Source organism: Prolixibacter sp. SD074, from assembly GCF_009617895.1.
Classification (GTDB): domain Bacteria; phylum Bacteroidota; class Bacteroidia; order Bacteroidales; family Prolixibacteraceae; genus Prolixibacter.
Map to the genome: position 1 here is coordinate 2,215,491 of NZ_BLAW01000001.1, position 17,196 is coordinate 2,232,686.

At 45.6% G+C, this 17,196-nt stretch carries 16 protein-coding genes; 4 read left to right on the plus strand and 12 right to left on the minus strand.

Annotated features, from left to right (window positions below):
• Positions 1–200 precede the first annotated feature (200 nt).
• Positions 201–563 carry a hypothetical protein gene (locus GJU82_RS09660; protein WP_153631958.1) on the plus strand — a complete coding sequence of 121 codons (363 nt, stop codon included), beginning with the start codon at positions 201–203 and terminating at the stop codon, positions 561–563.
• Between the two features lie 182 nt (positions 564–745).
• Here GJU82_RS09660 and GJU82_RS09665 read toward each other — a convergent pair whose 3' ends face one another.
• Positions 746–6,586 carry an alpha-2-macroglobulin family protein gene (locus tag GJU82_RS09665; protein WP_153631959.1) on the minus strand — a complete coding sequence of 1,947 codons (5,841 nt, stop codon included), beginning with the start codon at positions 6,584–6,586 and terminating at the stop codon, positions 746–748.
• A gap of 259 nt (positions 6,587–6,845) precedes the next feature.
• On the opposite strand from GJU82_RS09665, the gene GJU82_RS09670 reads away from it, so the two are divergent.
• The 3 genes from GJU82_RS09670 to nadD are packed head-to-tail and all read left to right on the plus strand — an operon-like array spanning position 6,846 to position 8,897.
• Positions 6,846–7,721 (plus strand): YicC/YloC family endoribonuclease, encoded by an 876-nt coding sequence (locus GJU82_RS09670; protein ID WP_153631960.1) that lies wholly within the window; start codon positions 6,846–6,848, stop codon positions 7,719–7,721.
• Positions 7,722–7,748: 27 nt separating this feature from the next.
• Positions 7,749–8,318: a guanylate kinase gene (gene gmk, locus GJU82_RS09675; RefSeq protein ID WP_153631961.1), complete on the plus strand. Its 570-nt coding sequence runs from the start codon at positions 7,749–7,751 to the stop codon at positions 8,316–8,318.
• A gap of 9 nt (positions 8,319–8,327) precedes the next feature.
• On the plus strand, positions 8,328–8,897 hold the full coding sequence (gene nadD, locus GJU82_RS09680) for a nicotinate (nicotinamide) nucleotide adenylyltransferase (RefSeq protein ID WP_153631962.1): 570 nt from the start codon (positions 8,328–8,330) through the stop codon (positions 8,895–8,897).
• Positions 8,898–8,998: 101 nt separating this feature from the next.
• Here the strand turns inward: nadD and GJU82_RS09685 are convergent, their stop codons facing one another.
• From GJU82_RS09685 to GJU82_RS17470, 11 genes are all read right to left on the minus strand, one after another.
• Positions 8,999–9,856, minus strand: coding sequence for an outer membrane beta-barrel protein (locus GJU82_RS09685; RefSeq protein ID WP_153631963.1), 858 nt, complete (start codon positions 9,854–9,856; stop codon positions 8,999–9,001).
• A gap of 467 nt (positions 9,857–10,323) precedes the next feature.
• The gene (locus GJU82_RS09690) at positions 10,324–10,875 is read right to left on the minus strand and encodes a 2-oxoacid:acceptor oxidoreductase family protein (protein WP_153631964.1); all 552 of its coding nucleotides are present in this window, start codon (positions 10,873–10,875) and stop codon (positions 10,324–10,326) included.
• A gap of 27 nt (positions 10,876–10,902) precedes the next feature.
• Positions 10,903–11,715, minus strand: coding sequence for a thiamine pyrophosphate-dependent enzyme (locus tag GJU82_RS09695; protein WP_153631965.1), 813 nt, complete (start codon positions 11,713–11,715; stop codon positions 10,903–10,905).
• A gap of 3 nt (positions 11,716–11,718) precedes the next feature.
• Entirely contained in the window at positions 11,719–12,804 is a 1,086-nt protein-coding gene (locus GJU82_RS09700; protein ID WP_153631966.1) for a 3-methyl-2-oxobutanoate dehydrogenase subunit VorB, read from the minus strand.
• A 25-nt stretch (positions 12,805–12,829) separates the two neighbouring features.
• A complete protein-coding gene (locus GJU82_RS09705) occupies positions 12,830–13,057 on the minus strand; it encodes a ferredoxin family protein (protein WP_153631967.1) in 228 nt (75 codons plus the stop codon).
• A gap of 40 nt (positions 13,058–13,097) precedes the next feature.
• The gene (locus GJU82_RS09710; protein ID WP_153631968.1) at positions 13,098–14,444 is read right to left on the minus strand and encodes a pyridoxal phosphate-dependent aminotransferase; all 1,347 of its coding nucleotides are present in this window, start codon (positions 14,442–14,444) and stop codon (positions 13,098–13,100) included.
• A gap of 145 nt (positions 14,445–14,589) precedes the next feature.
• Positions 14,590–15,108 (minus strand): flavodoxin domain-containing protein, encoded by a 519-nt coding sequence (locus tag GJU82_RS09715; RefSeq protein ID WP_153631969.1) that lies wholly within the window; start codon positions 15,106–15,108, stop codon positions 14,590–14,592.
• Positions 15,101–15,955 (minus strand): prephenate dehydratase, encoded by an 855-nt coding sequence (locus GJU82_RS09720; RefSeq protein ID WP_228488650.1) that lies wholly within the window; start codon positions 15,953–15,955, stop codon positions 15,101–15,103. Before GJU82_RS09720 ends, GJU82_RS09715 begins: the two co-directional genes overlap by 8 nt.
• A 152-nt stretch (positions 15,956–16,107) precedes the next feature.
• The gene (locus GJU82_RS09725; protein ID WP_153631971.1) at positions 16,108–16,263 is read right to left on the minus strand and encodes a hypothetical protein; all 156 of its coding nucleotides are present in this window, start codon (positions 16,261–16,263) and stop codon (positions 16,108–16,110) included.
• A gap of 209 nt (positions 16,264–16,472) precedes the next feature.
• Entirely contained in the window at positions 16,473–16,727 is a 255-nt protein-coding gene (locus GJU82_RS17465; RefSeq protein WP_255473951.1) for a phenylacetate-CoA ligase, read from the minus strand.
• Positions 16,728–16,924: 197 nt separating this feature from the next.
• Positions 16,925–17,155, minus strand: a complete 231-nt coding sequence (locus GJU82_RS17470; RefSeq protein WP_228488652.1) for a hypothetical protein — start codon at positions 17,153–17,155, stop codon at positions 16,925–16,927.
• Positions 17,156–17,196 lie beyond the last annotated feature (41 nt).

Genomic DNA, 17,196 nt, shown 5'->3' on the forward strand with positions numbered 1-17,196 from the left:
ATAAGTCTTCGAAGCCTGAAGAAATGTTGCACTCCTGCTCAATAAAATTTCGAGACAAAGGATTCAATCACCTTTTATTACTGTTTTTCACCCATTCAACTTGATTTCAAATAAAGCTAACCGAAAAAAATGACATTTGCTGCAACCTTTCTTATCGCCGAGTCGACATATAAGCCAAACAACATTTAAAACTGAAAATTATGCAAGTCGTATTCGTAACCGCAGTCGTTTTTTACGGTATATATTACCTGCTCAGGACTTTGACCGACTATTTCCTGAAACGCCGTATCATTAAAGAAGGACATTTTGAGAAAGCCGGCATATTGGAAGTTGTTCCGCATGCGGCTGAAGATCCGGAACCCAGCCGGCACAAAACCCTGAAATGGGCTTTGGTGACGTTCATGGGTGGTGTCGGCCTCATCGTAGCCGACGTAGTTCAGAATTTACCGGGAATTCCATGGGTGCATTCCTTTAATACACTCATTCCATTTGGAATTGTACTGGTTTTTGTTTCGTTTGGCTTTATTATTTACTTCATCATTACCAACAAACGAAAAATATAAAACGACTACGGGACGTGACACCACCGGCAGCAACCAGGAGGTCAACCCAGAACATGTTTTAAGGTGTGCAGCACGAAAAAGTATGCATGCTTAACATGTTTTGGGGCTATTCAGCCAACCGAACCCTTTCTGTACCGAGCCTATCGCCCCACGTTACGGCTTTTACCCCGACGACCCTCAACCTATTGGGTAATGATAACCTCTCCTGCCGTATCGGATGCGTTGAATGCCGGTGCAAACTGGCACTGAATGGTTACCCGACCTGTGCTAAAATCACCATTGTGGCTTACCCTTAAGGGATATTCCAATAAATAATCGCCTTGTTTTAATTCCTGAATAAAGAAGCGGGTTTGTTCGTCGGTATTAACGCGATAGTACCACAAGCGACCGCTCGATTCGTAGCCGGAAGGCTGCTTTACCGGTTCGGCGCCGGCCGGACGAGCGTCGGCTATGGAGATAAATCCCAAATCACGATTTGTATGAATACGCAACCGCACCATTAACAAGTCACCCGGCCTGGCCCCTTTCAAATTGGAGGAGAGTGATCCTCCATCATTATTGCGGATAACGCGGTACAACGATTTGGTCACCGCCATTCCGTTCGCGGTTGACAACGAACTATCGACCGGGGCAAAGAACTGGTGATACAAGGCGCCAAAGCCCGTTGTATTTCCGTTATTCCGAAGCTCCAGCTTTGAGTTTTCGGGCAATCCCGAAGACAACGTGTATTTGAAATAACCTTTCGGCGAACCGGAATGGGTTATCGAAACGGGTTGACCATTTAACACAATGACAGGCAAAGATGTCTGTAAGCTCGTATCAGTTCCGGTCGACAGCAACGCTTCAACCGCTTTCACCGTTTCGGTTGAAGTAGCCCACGCGTGCGTTCTTTTCTGCTGCAACAACCATAATTTAGTGGCAGCCAAATCAGCTTTCGGGGCACCGGTTTTCTCAAACAACGGCATCATGACGGACTGCAGCGACAGTGACGATTCGCGGTAGGACCAGGACGAATTCTCCGTTCTCCAATACATGCCCAGCGTTTTACTCTTCACCGCCCGCTCTTTCAACGACCCGATGATTGTTTGGGCCGTTTTCCGGTAGTCATTCTGCCACAGAACCATGGCGCTTTGTGCTTGCTGGTACAGCCTCAATTTCATCCAGGTTTGAGAAAGCTTCCGTAAGAAGAATTGCCCTGCGGCTTGTCCTTCGTTCCAGACAGGTTGTTGTTCCAGAATTGTGGCGGCATATAAATAGTCGATGATGTTGGATGACGGAACATCTTGTTTCTGCCCGTTCCCGTTCAGCCGCTTGTAGCTTGCCACCATTTCCTTTTCGAGGTAGCGCATGGCTTTTGCCAGAATCGTGCCCACCATCGCTCTTTCTTTTCCCGACAGGGCACTCTTATGAACGAGAGAAGAAAGACGGTTAACCACCTGTGCTGTAATCCATGCATCTGCCTTCATTTCGGGATACCAGGAAAAACCACCGTCTTCCTGCTGCATGGCTTTGAGGCGTGATAAGTCATCGCTGATATTCGTGGCAATGGTGTCGGGATTGAATAACTGCAACTGCTTTTTCTCCCGAACAACATCATCCATCCACGGCGTCTCGTTCAACCGGATGTTAGCCAAATCATCGTTGCGTTCCATCTGCGTTTTCAACGAATCGGTTGTATTCAGCAAGCGGATTCTTCGTTTGGCCAATTCTGTTTCAATCTCCGGATGTTGCTTCAGCAAGCTTTGAACGGTTGTGTAAGCATACAGCCGGTTGGCCAGTCCCGTTGCACTTTGTGGACGGGAACTCATCACCGATGGTAATGCTTCGATGGCCTGCCAAACCGGATTTCCCATCCATTCCAGCGTCCATCTGTCGTTCGCCTGTTCTCCTTCCGGGAATAAGGGACCCCAAACCTTCACTCCACCCGGTTTCAACTGGAACGTTTCCGATTGTACCATCCATTGTTTTGCCGGAAGAACCTGAATTGTTTTTTCGTATCCATCACCCAGGTTTCCTGCTGATCCAATTACCTGAATCCGGTATAACCCGGCCTTTTCGGGAGCCTGCACCAACCACTTCACAGCACCTGACTCGCCGTCTTCCAGGACAATGTGCCGTGGCTCAAATCCGGGTTGCAACGTATCGTTCGAGTCAACAGCAATCAGATTCAAATGAATATCAGCTTCCAGTTCTTTTCCCGAAAGGTTGGTTATTTTCGCCGGTAACTCCACCTGGTCGCCGGCCACCAGGAAACGCACAGGATACGGCTCGACCATCAACGGTTTTTGACTGACAAACGAGGTGTCAGTCGTACCGGTTTTTCCGTTAACGGTATGTGCCAGTGCCATGAATTTCCATTTCGTCAAAGCATCGGGCATACGGAAATGAACGGTAGCCATTCCGTTCGCATCGGTTTTCAACTGCGGGCCAAACCAAGCTGTTTCGCGGAGATCACTGCGAATTTTCGGCTGTTCAACTTTCGGTGCAGAGCCAACGCCACGAATCACTACCCGTTTGTCGGCAACGCCCTCATTAACCACTACCTGTGTTTCATCCGCTTTTTCGGCCGTGAAAAAAACAGGACTGTTCTCTTGCCCAAATACCCATCCGGGAAGCCCCAGCTCCGGAACCACTTCGGATTGCACATCTTTCATCGGCAGATTCTGACAATGGCCATAATCATTTTGTACCGAACGAATCATCAGCGGCATTTGCCGGACATAAAACCAATGATTGAAAAGGCTCAAACTCCAGCTATGCATTCGAATGTCGTCCAGCGATGCATCATATACAACACCTGCCACTTCTGCCTGAACGGGTTTGCCACTTTCGTCGGTGACCTGGATTTTCCAGGAGACCTCTTTGCCGGGTCCTGTCTTCTCAGGAAAATCGACAGTACTGACCTGTAATTTTTTATCCGGCTGCATCACATTAATCCGGAAAAACTTCCGAAAAGTACGGCCTTGTTGTACAGCCGATACGTGAACAGCTAATCCGTTGACCATTTTTGTTGTCACCGGAATGCTCACCTGACGACGACTTTTATTCGTTTTCACCACCGGAAGTTGAATTAAGGTATCCGGCTCTTCCAGCGAAATCTGCCAAAAACTTTCACCGGTTGTTCCCAGGTCCAGCTTCAGGTGATCACCAACCTTCACTGACGTTTTTGCCATGTTGGCATAAAATGGATCGACAAACGGATATGTCCGGCATTTGGACCTAAATACCCGGATAACCCGCTCACCGGTAACTTTCTGACCAAACGCATCCTTCGTTTCAGCTGTGACCTTGTAATAACCAGGCTTCAGTTTTTTCCCCGGAAGGAAACACCATGAACGATCCTTCGTGTTGAATTTTAAAGTGGTCAACACTTTTTCAACCGGAAAATCTTCCGGTTTTATTTTATCACCATACACGTTTCCCGGATACAGTTTATCCCACTCTTCCTTCGTGTAAACTGGCCGGTCGGGTGCCTCCCACTCCCGCTCCCTTAATGATTGGTCAGGAGTTTCGAGCCGGGCGAAGGTGACCGTTCCCTTCGCCGAAACAACCTGACCGGCTGAGTTCGTAAATTTCAGCCCCACCTTTATTCCTTTTCCCTTCCGGATACTTTTATCGGAAGCATCCACCTGATGCGAAACATTCACTTGGGCGAACAGTGCCTTCTTAGCGATGTTCAATGATTGGTTAGCAGTCTGAGCCTCTCCGCTGATGTCAGTCACATCTACTTCAATATCATAGTTCAAATGAAACTCATTTTCGGTGGACTTCGGCATGAATTGAAAACGGAACAGACCGTTTGAATCCGTTTTAAACTCGCCGGAAAGAACGTCATCAGGGTTGTTTCCCGAGCGCTCAAACCATAGCGTTTGCCGGGTAATTTTATAGGTTCCGGATACGCCTGCCAATGGGACACCATTAAATGACCTGACCGTTCCGCTAACGGTTACCGGATGCCCCGCCTCGTACTGACCATCAAATTTATCGAATGCTATATGGAATCCGGGCCGCCGGTAAGCCTCTACCCGAAACGACTGATATCCATCGGATGCTCTCAGCGTAAAATTCCCAGCCAAACGACCTGCGGGTAAACGAAATTGACCGATGGCGCTACCGAAACGATTGGTCAGGAGTTTCAGCGAATCGATTACCTGGTTATGCGTATCGCGCAGAAAAACGACCAGGGGTTTGCCGGCAACCGCGCGGGCCGCATCGCCATGCGTTCGAAAAGTAATGGCTTTGAATAAAACGTCCTGTCCCGGCCGGTAGATGGACCGATCGGTGAAGAACCAGGTCTTTTCTTCTGTTGTCTCCGGTTGATGGCGGTAATACGGCTTACGCCAACGCAGGCTTACCGTATCAGCAGACAAACGAACCTGCACCAAATTGCCCTCACCTGTCCAACGTGCCCTGCCCTTATCGTCCGTTTTGAGAAGCGTTTTATTAAGTTGCTCTCCGTTTAACTTCCGTATACTCAATTCGGCCCCGGCAACAGCTTCCCCGTTCGATTGCCGGCGGACCGAAAAAATGCTTCCGGCATCAACTCGTTCCTGCTCAATATACGTCCGGGAAACCGTTAGCGGGAAAAGGCTTTCACAGCCGTCGCCATCTATTTGCATCACATATACTCCTGCCTCTAATGGTTTTAGGAGCAACTCGGTGCTATGCGAACGTAAATCACTATCAGGTACGAGCGTGTATTTTTTTCCCTGAATAACCGGGCAACGAAGTAGCTTCGAGGAATCTTCCCTTGCTTTCAACTGACCATATTTCAGAAAATAGGTTTGGAAAAGTTTCTGGTTGATTTTATGGACAGAGACGTTCACTTCTTCCAGGTTGCTGTAGTTCAACTTAACAGCAAAAGGAAATCCGGGCCTCACGACTGTCTCCGATTGAACGGATAATTGCTGCCGTTTTAGTAGCTGAAGACTATTGAAGCTTCTCTTGCCCACCTCTGTTTTTGGGAATTTTCTCCAGGCCTTTTCGTACAACTTAGCCGCTTTCAGCCAATCCATTCGTTGCTCAGCTGTTTGCGGAACATTATCTAAAAACCTGCTTCCCCGCTGCCGGTAAAAATCCGCTTCCGCTTCCCACACATCTGCCAACAAACCGGAGTGGGCAACTGTCTTTCCCAGTCCATGTATCTCACTCAAAAACAAACGATCAGCATTTCCATGCGACGATTCCCGGTAGGTGAATTTTATACGGTCGAGCCGGGCATAAAACAACGCTACTGAATTTCCATCGCGCTGATGGTATCTTTCGAGCAAACGGTAAAGAATGATTGAGTGATCGTAAAAGTTCAACGGCGTTTTCCGGTCAATAATCACACCCCCCGGTTTTCTCAACCCCAAAGCAGCCTTTTGAAGAGGTAGTGGTGGCCGACGAATCGGCTGGGTAAATAAACTGCCGTCCTGGTAAAAGTTCAGCGCTTTCCGGACCACCAAATCGAGCAAATCCGGCGTACGTTCCCAATCTGCTTTTGGGTCAATAATGAGAGCTTGCCAATTCTTTGCCGGAATTTCTGCCAGGTTATCGGTATGCTGTAATGCCTCGTTAAAACACCGATGAATGTGGTCGACAAAATAACCGGCATCCCACGTATTGATATCGGTGGAGTCGACCCCCCCACGGGCTCTGTCAAGAATTTTCCAACGATTATCGCGATAGATCTGAAGAAAATATTCTCCTTCGTACGCTTTCAGTATGGCTCTTCCCGAAAGGTCTAATTTTTCACCTTCAACCTGCCATGCCGGTAGCGGATTTTCAGGCAATGAATCTTTCAGTGAAAGAAACTGAAGTGTGGTAAACGCTTTCACCCTTTGCGGAACATTGTTCTCTTTGGTTGCCTGGGTGGCTATCTGCCGTACCACTTTTTTCACCGATTCCGGCATTTGTATGTGCGCCAGCGAATCGGCTTCCGCCCATTTTTCCCGGTAGGAAAATTGCTGTGTCGCAGCCCGGGTTGTTGAAAACAGTGAGATGAGCAATAAAGCGGGGAATAATCGGCAGGTCATTTTCATTGGTTGCACTATTTTGGTTTACCCGGATTGTTTTATCTGTTAAACAAAATTGGTACCACAAAAGCTCAGTTTGATTCGCATCCGCCGAAAAGCAAAAGTTTTTACTCTGATTTCCAATTATAAATAAGCTTAATCATCTGTCATTTGCAGTAAATAAAACGTAATTTACCGATAATTTCAATTAAACATACGCATTCGGCACCCACTTTTTTAGAATGCCGTTGGAAAAGCCTAATTTTGTGAACAAAATTTTTCGTCCATGATGAAATCGATGACCGGCTATGGTAAAGCCGAATGCCAACTACCGAACAAGAAAATTACCATCGAGGTAAAATCGCTAAACAGCAAGCAACTTGATATCAACACCCGCATGCCGGGCCTTTATAAAGAGAAAGATATTTCCATCCGGAAATTAATATCTGATATATTGGGGCGCGGGAAAGTGGAATACAACATGTTCCTTGAATCGCTCGGAGAGGAAAGCAATGCGACCATTAATGGCGCAGTAGTACGCGATTATTATCAACAACTTAATTCGATCCGAAAAGATCTTGGGATCGATGAAAATCAATCGTTGCTCGACATTATAATGCACCTTCCGGATACGGTTAAAACGGAGCGTGAAGAGCTGGATGAAGAGGAGTGGAAGCAAATTATCGGCAAAGTAAAAGAAGCACTTCTTCACCTCGATGAATTCCGAGTTCAGGAAGGTAATGCCTTGTACAAAGACATTGAGTCGAATATCCGGCGCATTCAGAATTTACTTCCAGAAGTGGAACCTTTCGAAAAAGAGCGCCTCGACAAAGTAAAGGAACGCATTATAGATAACCTGAATGAGTTGGAAGCTTCGGATTCCGTGGATAATAACCGGTTGGAGCAGGAAATGATTTATTACCTGGAAAAGCTGGACATCAACGAAGAAAAGGTCCGACTGGCCAATCATTGTATCTATTTTCTTGAAACCATGAAATTGGATGAGCAGGTAGGAAAAAAACTAGGGTTCATCGCCCAGGAAATTGGGCGTGAAATCAATACGATGGGTTCCAAGGCCAACCATGCCGAAATTCAGAAAATTGTCATTCAGATGAAAGATGCGCTTGAACGAGTAAAAGAACAAACACTGAATGTTTTATAACTTGCGGAAGAGCGATTATTTGTAGAAATGAAGAAAGGCAAACTGATTATATTCTCGGCGCCGTCCGGTTCGGGTAAGACAACCATTGTTAGGCACCTCCTCACCTGCCCGTTCGACTTTAGATTCTCGATATCAGCAACAACACGAGAGCCACGGGATGGAGAAATCGATGGAAAAGATTATTACTTTTTATCGGTGGATGAGTTTAAGGCAAAACTGGCTGCTGATGAATTTCTGGAATGGGAAGAGGTATATACCGGCAGCTATTACGGTACCCTGAAAAGTGAAGTCGAACGCATTCGCGAAAAAGGCCAGCATGTACTATTTGATGTGGATGTGGTAGGCGGAACGAACATTAAAAAATTTTACGGCGACGAAGCCCTGGCAGTATTTGTCAAACCACCGAGCATCGAAGTATTGGAAAAACGGCTCATTCAGCGCTCTACCGACAGCCCGGAAGTGATTGCCCAACGGGTAACTAAGGCCAAACATGAATTAACTTACACCAAATATTTCGATTACATATTGGTGAATGATGATCTGCAAACTGCATTAAACGAAGCAGAAGAAACTGTGAGAGCTTTTCTGGAAAAATAACCCGGAGGAATGAATATTACACTCTACTTTGGCTCCTTCAACCCAATTCACAACGGCCATTTGGCTATCGCGCACAAGGTGCTGAAAGAAAAATTGTCCGATGAATTATGGCTGGTTGTTTCACCTCAGAATCCGTTAAAAGAGGAAGAAATGCTTTGGCCGGAGGTGGACAGGCTTGCTATGGTAAAACTGGCTATTGAAGGAGAAGAAGGAATTAAAGCCTCGGACTACGAGTTTCACTTGCCGCGGCCATCCTACACTTACCAAACGCTTTTGCGGTTGAAGCAAGATTTTCCTCAACATACATTCAAATTGTTGATTGGAGGTGACAACCTGAAAGCATTTGACCATTGGCGTGATCATCAGAAGATTCTCGATGAATTCGGACTTATCGTGTATCCCCGGCCCGGGTATGAGAACGAAGCACTGGCAAACCATCCAAACGCAACACTACTGAAAGCTCCACTTCTGGATATCTCCTCAACTGAAATCAGGGAGCGTTTGAGCAAAGGACTATCGCTGATTCCACTGATTCCCCAGAAAGTTGCTGATTACATCGAGACCAAAAATTTCAGCTAACAGAAAGGAGCCACACCGTAATCGGCGTGGCTCTTTTTATATCTGAATGAACTTGTTTGTTAATCGAATGAATTAATCCGATTCAAAATATTTTGCTTCTTTTAGAAATAGTAAGTGAAACCAAGATTAATACCCTGCTTGCTGTAAGGTGAAGTTGTTGACAGCGCTTCGTTCGCATTTACCGGATTACCACTCTGGTCAACCTGAATTTTGTCTTTGTAATTAACCGTTGTAGCTCCGGGATAAGTGCTCAACGCATCCTGCCCGTTTACCTCATACCTGGTTACTTCCATTTTTTTCCGTTTAATATTCAAATAGACACCTTCAATCTCCGTGAATACAGACATTTTTTCGTCCAGTTTATATTCAACACCCAGGACGCCTTTGAAACCCAGCGAAAATTTACCGTATATTTTCTGTTCAACTTTCAAATCTGCAACCGGAACCATTTGGGTTGGGTCAGACGGATTGGGCATCAACTGAGTTATATTAGCATTCACCATGGAGTAGCCCCCAACAGGCAATACAAATCCAACTTTGGTATAAACTGAGAAGGTTTTTGAATGACCAGTGCTCATAATAATGGTCGGTGAAACACGATATTGATGCGTATAAACATCAATATTGGGTTCTTGGCCTGCTGAATTCGGAACATTGTAATCGGCAACATTTACTGTTTTACCGATGAGGTAAGTAAAATCAAGCTCAGCTCCAATATTATCATTCAGGTAATAACCGGCAGAAATTCCTACAGGAATACCCGCACCAATGGAGGTATAAATTTGCTCCTGGTAGCCATCTGCGGTAACTCTTCCCTGATTTAAATCAACGTAATAACCATCCTTGGCGACGCCCCATCCGTAACCACCCCGTGCTTTGAGGTAAAAATTCTTAGCTGACAGTGACTGGGAAATACCCATTACCGCCACAATAGTTGCGATAGTTTTTAGTAGTTTCATTTGCTTGTTTTTTGAACGTAAATGGTCATTTAAACTTTCTGCTTATGCAGAACGAAGCAACCTAATCGCCTGATAATCCGAACAATTTCAATCATCGGGCAACATTAAAAGTGGCGTGAAAGTAGAAACAAAATATTAATCGCCAAAACATAACGAACTACCATTCAGACTTATAGAATACGCGGTTTAAATATTCTATAAACAAGTTAAAAGATGTAACTATTTTTTGTTTGAATCACAATAACTTAACATCCCATTCACATTGAGACATCGCGCTATTTATATATAGAAAAAAATAGCTATTATAGAACATAAAAAAATTAATCCGCTCAACAAGCCTGGTTTAATAAGGATTCCTCTACTTTTGTTCCGGTGATAATATTTGATGTTTATCTGCTCGACTGCCGGTAAAACTTTTTAACGAAAAAACCCGGACAAATGCCCGGGCTGATTCTATTGTATCAAGTTTAAACGGTGTGCACAACTTCCATATTCTTCTGCCCCACCTCAATGGCTTCGAGGTTAAGCGGAATGAGTTTGTGGTGCCTTTCGGGAAGTGATTTCTCCAATCCTTTCTTCACCTTCTCCATTCCAAATATGGGTTTCACTTTCAGGTAGGCACCCATAATAATCATGTTGAATGTTTTAGGGTTACCCATTTCAGCTGCCAAACGTGCTCCTTCCACCTTGTAAATATTGATGTCTTTGCGGGTAGGAGGATGAACGATACCATTCGGATCGTATAACAAAACGCCACCTGGCTTCACCTGTTGTTCGAATTTATCCAACGATTGCTGGTTCAGGATGATGGCAGTATCGAATTCGTGCAAAATGGGAGAACTGATGCGTTCGTCACTGATGATAACAGACACATTGGCCGTTCCACCGCGCATTTCAGGTCCGTACGAAGGAAACCAGGTTACTTCCTGATCCTGCATAACACCGGAATACGCCAGGATTTTCCCCATGGAAAGAACGCCTTGTCCACCGAATCCGGCTATAATGATTTCTTCAGTCATCTCTTGATTTTTTGGTTCGGTAATCAATTAAACATTCATTTTCAACGCTTCCGGATCTTCCCTTTCTCCATCTTTCAGGTCGCCAAGCGGATAGAACGGGAACATGTGCTCTTCCATCCATTTGTTGGACTCAACCGGAGAAATTTTCCATCCTGAATTACAGGTCGCAACCACTTCCACGAAAGCGGTCCCTTTTTTGTCAGCCTGCACTTCAAATGCTTTCCGGATGGCTTTTTTCGTTTTCCGAACGGCTGCCGGCGTCTGCACGCTCTGGCGCGTTACATACGCTGCACCAGGCAACTGGGCAATCAGCTCAGTAATTTTCAGCGGGTATCCGTTCAGATCGACATTACGACCGTAAGGAGTGGTTGCTGTGACCTGACCGACCATCGTCGTCGGAGCCATTTGTCCACCAGTCATTCCGTAAATAGCGTTGTTGATAAATACTATCACGATATTCTCTCCACGATTCACTGCGTGCATGGTTTCAGCTGTACCGATCGCCGCCAGGTCACCGTCACCCTGATAAGTGAAGACGAATTTATTCGGGAAAACCCGTTTTACCCCTGTAGCTACTGCCGGTGCCCGGCCGTGAGCTGCTTCATGCCAGTCGATATCGATATAGTTGTAGGCAAATACCGAACATCCTACCGGTGAAACACCGATGGTATCTTCCTGAATGCCCATTTCATCAATCACTTCTGCAATAATTTTGTGCACTACACCATGGCTGCAGCCCGGACAATAGTGCATCACTTTATCCGTCAAAACTGGAGATTTCTGGTAAACGAGATTCTCCGGTTTGATGATATTTTGTATGTTTTCTGCTACTTCTCCCATGGTTTATCCTCCTATCAATTTTTGCTCAAGAGCCTTTTCAACTTCGTCAGGTGAAGGAATGATACCTCCCATTCGACCGTAATACTCAACCGGCGCCTTACCGTTAACTGACAAACGAACATCTTCCACCATCTGTCCTGCATTCATTTCCACTGAAAGGAATCCTTTTACGTGCCCGGCCATGCTATTTATCTCTTCGGTTGGGAATGGGAACAGAGTAATCGGACGAAGCAAACCAACCTTGTGCCCTTTTGCTCTGGCCAGTTGTACGGTTTTTTGGCAAACCCGTGCAGCCGAACCAAAAGCGACCAGGATATAATCGGCATCGTCGCATTCAATAGCTTCAAAGCGTACTTCGTTTTCCCGAATTTTCTGGTATTTCGCCTGGAAACGAATGTTATTCTGCTCCATCTTATCCGACGCAAGCTCCAGCGAAGTAATGATATTCTGTTCGCGATCGGGACTTTTGCCAATAGCGGCCCAACTTCCGGAAACCTCTTTCACTTCCTCGTCAGTCCAACGGGGCTTATAATCTGCCAGTTCCACTTTCTCCATCATCTGGCCAATCGCGCCATCCGACAGAATCATCACCGGGTTCCGGTATTTGAATGCCAGCTCAAAACTCAGATCGACAAAATCGTTCATTTCCTGAACTGATGCAGGTGCCAGTACAATTAAATGGTAATCACCGTGACCACCACCTTTGGTTGCCTGGAAATAGTCGGCCTGCGAAGGCTGAATGGTCCCCAAACCAGGGCCACCACGCTGCACATTAACAATCAGACAAGGTAGTTCAGCCCCGGCAATATAGGATATTCCTTCAGCCATCAGGCTGATACCGGGACTTGACGAGGAAGTCATTACTTTTTTCCCTGAACCGGCAGCTCCGTAAACCATGTTAATCGAAGCCACCTCACTTTCGGCCTGAAGGACCACCATGCCGGTTTCATCCCAGGGACGACGGTTCATCAGGGTTTCCATAACTTCGGATTGCGGGGTAATAGGATATCCGAAATAACCGTCACATCCACAACGGATGGCCGCTTCGGCAATCACCTCATTACCTTTCATTAATCTTAGTTCTCCCATTATGTTAACGTTTCTTGAATGTTAGTTAAGCAATTTTGGCCCTATACACCGTAATACAACTGTCCGGACAAACCAGTGCGCAGTTTAAGCAACCAGTGCAAGCCTCCGGATTCTCCATGTACGAATAATGATATCCCTTTCCGTTGACGTTGCGGTGCAAAGCCAGTGTCTGAGTAGGACATGCCACGACGCACAAATTACATCCTTTGCACGTGTCCACGTCAACTACTACTGCTCCTTTAACTTTAGCCATTCTAAATTGATTTTTTGGTTATCGTTGATTCTTTGATTTTCTATATCATCTCACGACTTGTCTCCCGTTTCTCCCCTACCGGGAAATCGTGATGAAATTGCCCGAGCCGTTTTTCCAAATCGGGAAACTGGTCGCGTCCAACGTGCGAAACACAGGCACGCAAACCTTCTTTTGTGCTTCCTGTATTGCCTAATGTAATGGCGCTAACACCATAGAACAAGAGATTGTGAAGCAACTCACTTCCGGTCATGCCGGGATAAGCTATCGTGAAATAGAAACCATCGCCTATCTCCTCGTCCATATCTTTATCATATACGATCCGGAATCCGTATTTAAGGAATATCTCCTTCATGATGTGTGCCCGTTCGCCATATTCCTTTACATCTTCAACAAAGTCGAATTCACCATCATTCGCCGCCTTTAACATAGCCGCTAAAGCATACTGTGCTGAATGCGAAGTACCTGATGACAACGAATAGAGTGCCCGGTGAACAATCGCCCCACCAAAGGTATGCACATTCAATCGGGCTTCCAAATTTGGATATTCCCGGTGATACAGGGCATCGGGAATGACCATTGCCCCAATTCGCTGACCCGCATATGAAAACACTTTCGAGCTTGAAATCAGCAATACATAATTGTCGGTATACCGTGCCACGGTAGGTTGATAAGGGGGCACACCCGGTTTAGATAAATCGGTGCGGAAATCCATGGCAAAATACGCCAGGTCTTCCATTACCGTTACGTCGTACTGATTCGCTAATTCGCCAATAATCTGAAGTTCGGCCTCCGTCAGACATATCCATGCAGGATTGTTCGGGTTAGAATATATAATGGAGTGGATGTGTCCCTTCGAAAGGAATGACTCCAACTTCTCCCTAAGTTTATCACCCCTGAAATCGTACACGTCAAACGATTCGTACTTCTGCCCCATCACCAACATTTGTTGTTTCTGCACCGGGAACCCCGGGTCGATAAATAACAGGGTATCCCTTTCTTTCCGGCAAATTCCGGCTACGAGAAAAGCAGCATAACCTCCCTGCATCGAGCCTACCGTAGGAATACATCCCAGCGGATCCACATCGATGTTCATAAAGAGTTTGACGAAACGTGAAACTTCGTCTTTCAATGGCTGAATTCCATCAATTCGCGGATAAATAGAGGCAACATTATTTCTTAGCGCTTCGATTTCAGCTTCAACACCAATACGGGCCGGAGGCAACCCGGGAACTCCCATTTCCATCCGGACATACCGGTCACCGGTCTTTTCTTCGATATTACTTACCAGTTGAACGATTTCGCGTATAGAAGCACACCCCAGATCCGGGACGTCCAATGCCAAAATATTTTGTTCAACAACTTCTCTGTTAATTGGTGTATTGCCCATCTTAAAATTGTAATTTGTTAAGAAATAAACGAAGAATAGCAGGTTTAGCAAAGCCTTGCAGAATGCTAGGCAACATGTTTTTACGATCCGGATGGAACTAACGATCCGGCGCTTTCAGTTTGATAAAAAACTATCCTTTTTCATATTAAAATTCTTTTTTCAGCTGAGCAACCCAGGCTTTCACTCTTTCGGGGGTAAGATCCTTTTCATAATCTTCATCGAGTGGAAGGCCGAGAAACAGGCCCTCTTTCAATGCTTCAGAGTCCTGGAAGTTGTATCCTTCAGGAGATGTTCTCCCGATTAGGGTACCTTTATTCTTCAGTATAATCCTGGCCAGAAACCCCATTGAATCAACAAAATGATAGGCATAGGTAATATGGTCGCCCAGGCCGAACAATGCCACTTTCTTACTACTGAAATCAAAATCACGAACTACCGGAAAGAATTCGGCCCAATCGGTATTGGAGAACTCCTGGTCCCAGGTATCTTTCCCGACCGTGGAAATTCCAAAAATAATTTTCCCATATTTATTCAAATCATTAATGGATGCCTGATTAACCGGAATCAGATCGATGTTCTCTTCACCAAATTCCTGTGCTACAATTTTAGCCGCGTGATGTACCGAACCGTTTAACGGCCCGAAGAATAATGCGATTTTATCCATTGCTTGACGTTTGTGGTTTGTTTAACTCAATATCCCCCTTTTTATATTCCCCCATGATGGCGAGGCTCGAAACATTTTTAAGTACCAAATGAATGGCACGTTCGTAGTTATCTTCTGTATCGTATTCCAGGTCAACATGGAATGAATATTCATTGGGCCTTCCAACGATGGGTATTGATTGAATCTTTGTCAAATTAATCTTATTGTCACCAAATATGGTCAGCACTTTTGCCAGCGCGCCATAATAGTGCCCGCACTGAAACGAGATAGACGCCTTGTTGGTTCCTGCAATCGGATTGTTATGCTTCGACAATACAAAGAAACGCGTGTAGTTCTTCTTGTTTGTCTCAATTCCCCTCTCGAGGACCTCAAGGCCATAAATCTCAGCTGAGCGCTGGTTCCCGATGGCCGCCACATTCTTGTATTTTTCTCTTGCCAGTTCTTGTGCGGCTCCGGCTGTATCTGATTTTTCCCGCAACCCGATCTCGCCAAAATGTTGGTCAATGTATTCCGAACATTGCCGCAGGGCAATAGGATGCGAATGAATTTCCTGAATATCTTCAATTTTAACTCCCGGATAAACCATCAGATTCATCTGAATATGAAGGTATATTTCGCCAACAACATGCAGATGAAAATCCTGAAGCAAAGCATAATTGGCCAGTAGACTGCCGGCAATGGAATTTTCGATAGCCATCACCGCGCCGTTAACCTCATCGCGATCTAACAATTCACAAACTTTACGAAACGTCCGGCACTCCACTATTTCCACATCATCGCCAAAATATTTCCGGGCGGCATCTTCATGAAAGGAGCCTTTTATTCCCTGTATGGATATCTTTTTCACTAAATCAAGTTTAAATCCGTTTATTAATCCTGAGCAAGTTAATTAAAAAATCCTGTTTCCCCACGGGTTTCGCCTGTTTCAGTGCATCAGTGAGCGGACTAACAAGGCTTTACATCACGGAATTAACTCACTTTCCAGTTCTTCCGCAAATGTTAATTCTTTGTTTTTGGTTGTTCGGTATACACACTAAAACTATGCATCACCCTTGCCGAAAATGAACTCCAGTTAAACGCAATCAGCGCCAGAATAACGACCAGGGCACTCACCAATAATTTTTCGTAAAAATTCAAATCCCGAAACTTCTTCATATCCTTAAATTTTGTAGAAGGAAGTATCTGCGACGAAAAATGCACTTATGTGAATTCCTGCTTCTCCTAAAATCCGGGAGGCCTCATTCAGTCACCCCGATTTATTTTCCAGAAAAACAGAAATTTGTTTAATCATCATCTTACTTATGTGTTATGGTTGGCGCCCTCAATTTACCAAAATAATGGGGGCTTTCTTCCGGGAAACCGGATTAAATATTCCGCTTGTCAATCACTCTTTTGGCTTTGCCTGCTGTCCGCTCAACCGTTTTGGGTTCAACCAGTTTTACATCAACAGTCAATCCCAGCGTACTTTCCGGTTTGTGCGTGATCCGCTTTCTCAAATCCTGAAGTTTCCTCACTTCGTCGGAGAAGAATTGCCCCTGCACCTCCACCATCAGGCTTAAGGTATCGAGAGGATTCTCCCGCTCCACAATGAGCGGGTAATGCGGTTTTGTTTCACTCATTTCCAGTAAAAACGGCTTCAATCTGCGACAGAAAAACATTTACTCCCCGGATAATGAGCATATCATCGCTGCGGCCTTTGCACTTCTCCATCCGGACAAGTGTCCGGCCGCAAGAGCATTATCATATATCAACCGGGTTAAATCCCGGGCCCGGTAACGAAGTAACGGAATTCCTTCTTTGGTAATCGTCGAAAACACTAACTCACCCATCTCTCCTTCGGCCACCGGTTCCAGCGTAACCGGATCGATAATCTCCGGAATAAAATGGCCTTCAGTACATGCATTCCGTAATGAATTCCCAAGCCGCCGGTAAACAGCCCGTAGCCGGATGCAATCTGAACGATATCGTTCCTGTAAACGCCTGCCATACACAACGATCGGGCAAACACTTCGGACCACATGTTGATGCCTTTCCGTGTATGTCCCACAACAATTGGTTTTCCGGTTGTACCGGAAGAAGCGTGAAGCC

Coding starts and splice junctions, on each gene's coding strand:
- GJU82_RS09690 (WP_153631964.1), bottom strand. CDS start 10,875: ATGACTGAAGAAATCATTATAGCCGGATTCGGTGGACAAGGCGTTCTT.
- GJU82_RS09660 (WP_153631958.1), top strand. CDS start 201: ATGCAAGTCGTATTCGTAACCGCAGTCGTTTTTTACGGTATATATTAC.
- GJU82_RS09725 (WP_153631971.1), bottom strand. CDS start 16,263: ATGAAGAAGTTTCGGGATTTGAATTTTTACGAAAAATTATTGGTGAGT.
- gmk (WP_153631961.1), top strand. CDS start 7,749: ATGAAGAAAGGCAAACTGATTATATTCTCGGCGCCGTCCGGTTCGGGT.
- GJU82_RS09670 (WP_153631960.1), top strand. CDS start 6,846: ATGATGAAATCGATGACCGGCTATGGTAAAGCCGAATGCCAACTACCG.
- GJU82_RS17465 (WP_255473951.1), bottom strand. CDS start 16,727: ATGAGTGAAACAAAACCGCATTACCCGCTCATTGTGGAGCGGGAGAAT.
- GJU82_RS09695 (WP_153631965.1), bottom strand. CDS start 11,715: ATGGGAGAAGTAGCAGAAAACATACAAAATATCATCAAACCGGAGAAT.
- GJU82_RS09665 (WP_153631959.1), bottom strand. CDS start 6,586: ATGAAAATGACCTGCCGATTATTCCCCGCTTTATTGCTCATCTCACTG.
- GJU82_RS09705 (WP_153631967.1), bottom strand. CDS start 13,057: ATGGCTAAAGTTAAAGGAGCAGTAGTAGTTGACGTGGACACGTGCAAA.
- GJU82_RS09715 (WP_153631969.1), bottom strand. CDS start 15,108: ATGGATAAAATCGCATTATTCTTCGGGCCGTTAAACGGTTCGGTACAT.
- nadD (WP_153631962.1), top strand. CDS start 8,328: ATGAATATTACACTCTACTTTGGCTCCTTCAACCCAATTCACAACGGC.
- GJU82_RS09710 (WP_153631968.1), bottom strand. CDS start 14,444: ATGGGCAATACACCAATTAACAGAGAAGTTGTTGAACAAAATATTTTG.
- GJU82_RS09685 (WP_153631963.1), bottom strand. CDS start 9,856: ATGAAACTACTAAAAACTATCGCAACTATTGTGGCGGTAATGGGTATT.
- GJU82_RS09700 (WP_153631966.1), bottom strand. CDS start 12,804: ATGGGAGAACTAAGATTAATGAAAGGTAATGAGGTGATTGCCGAAGCG.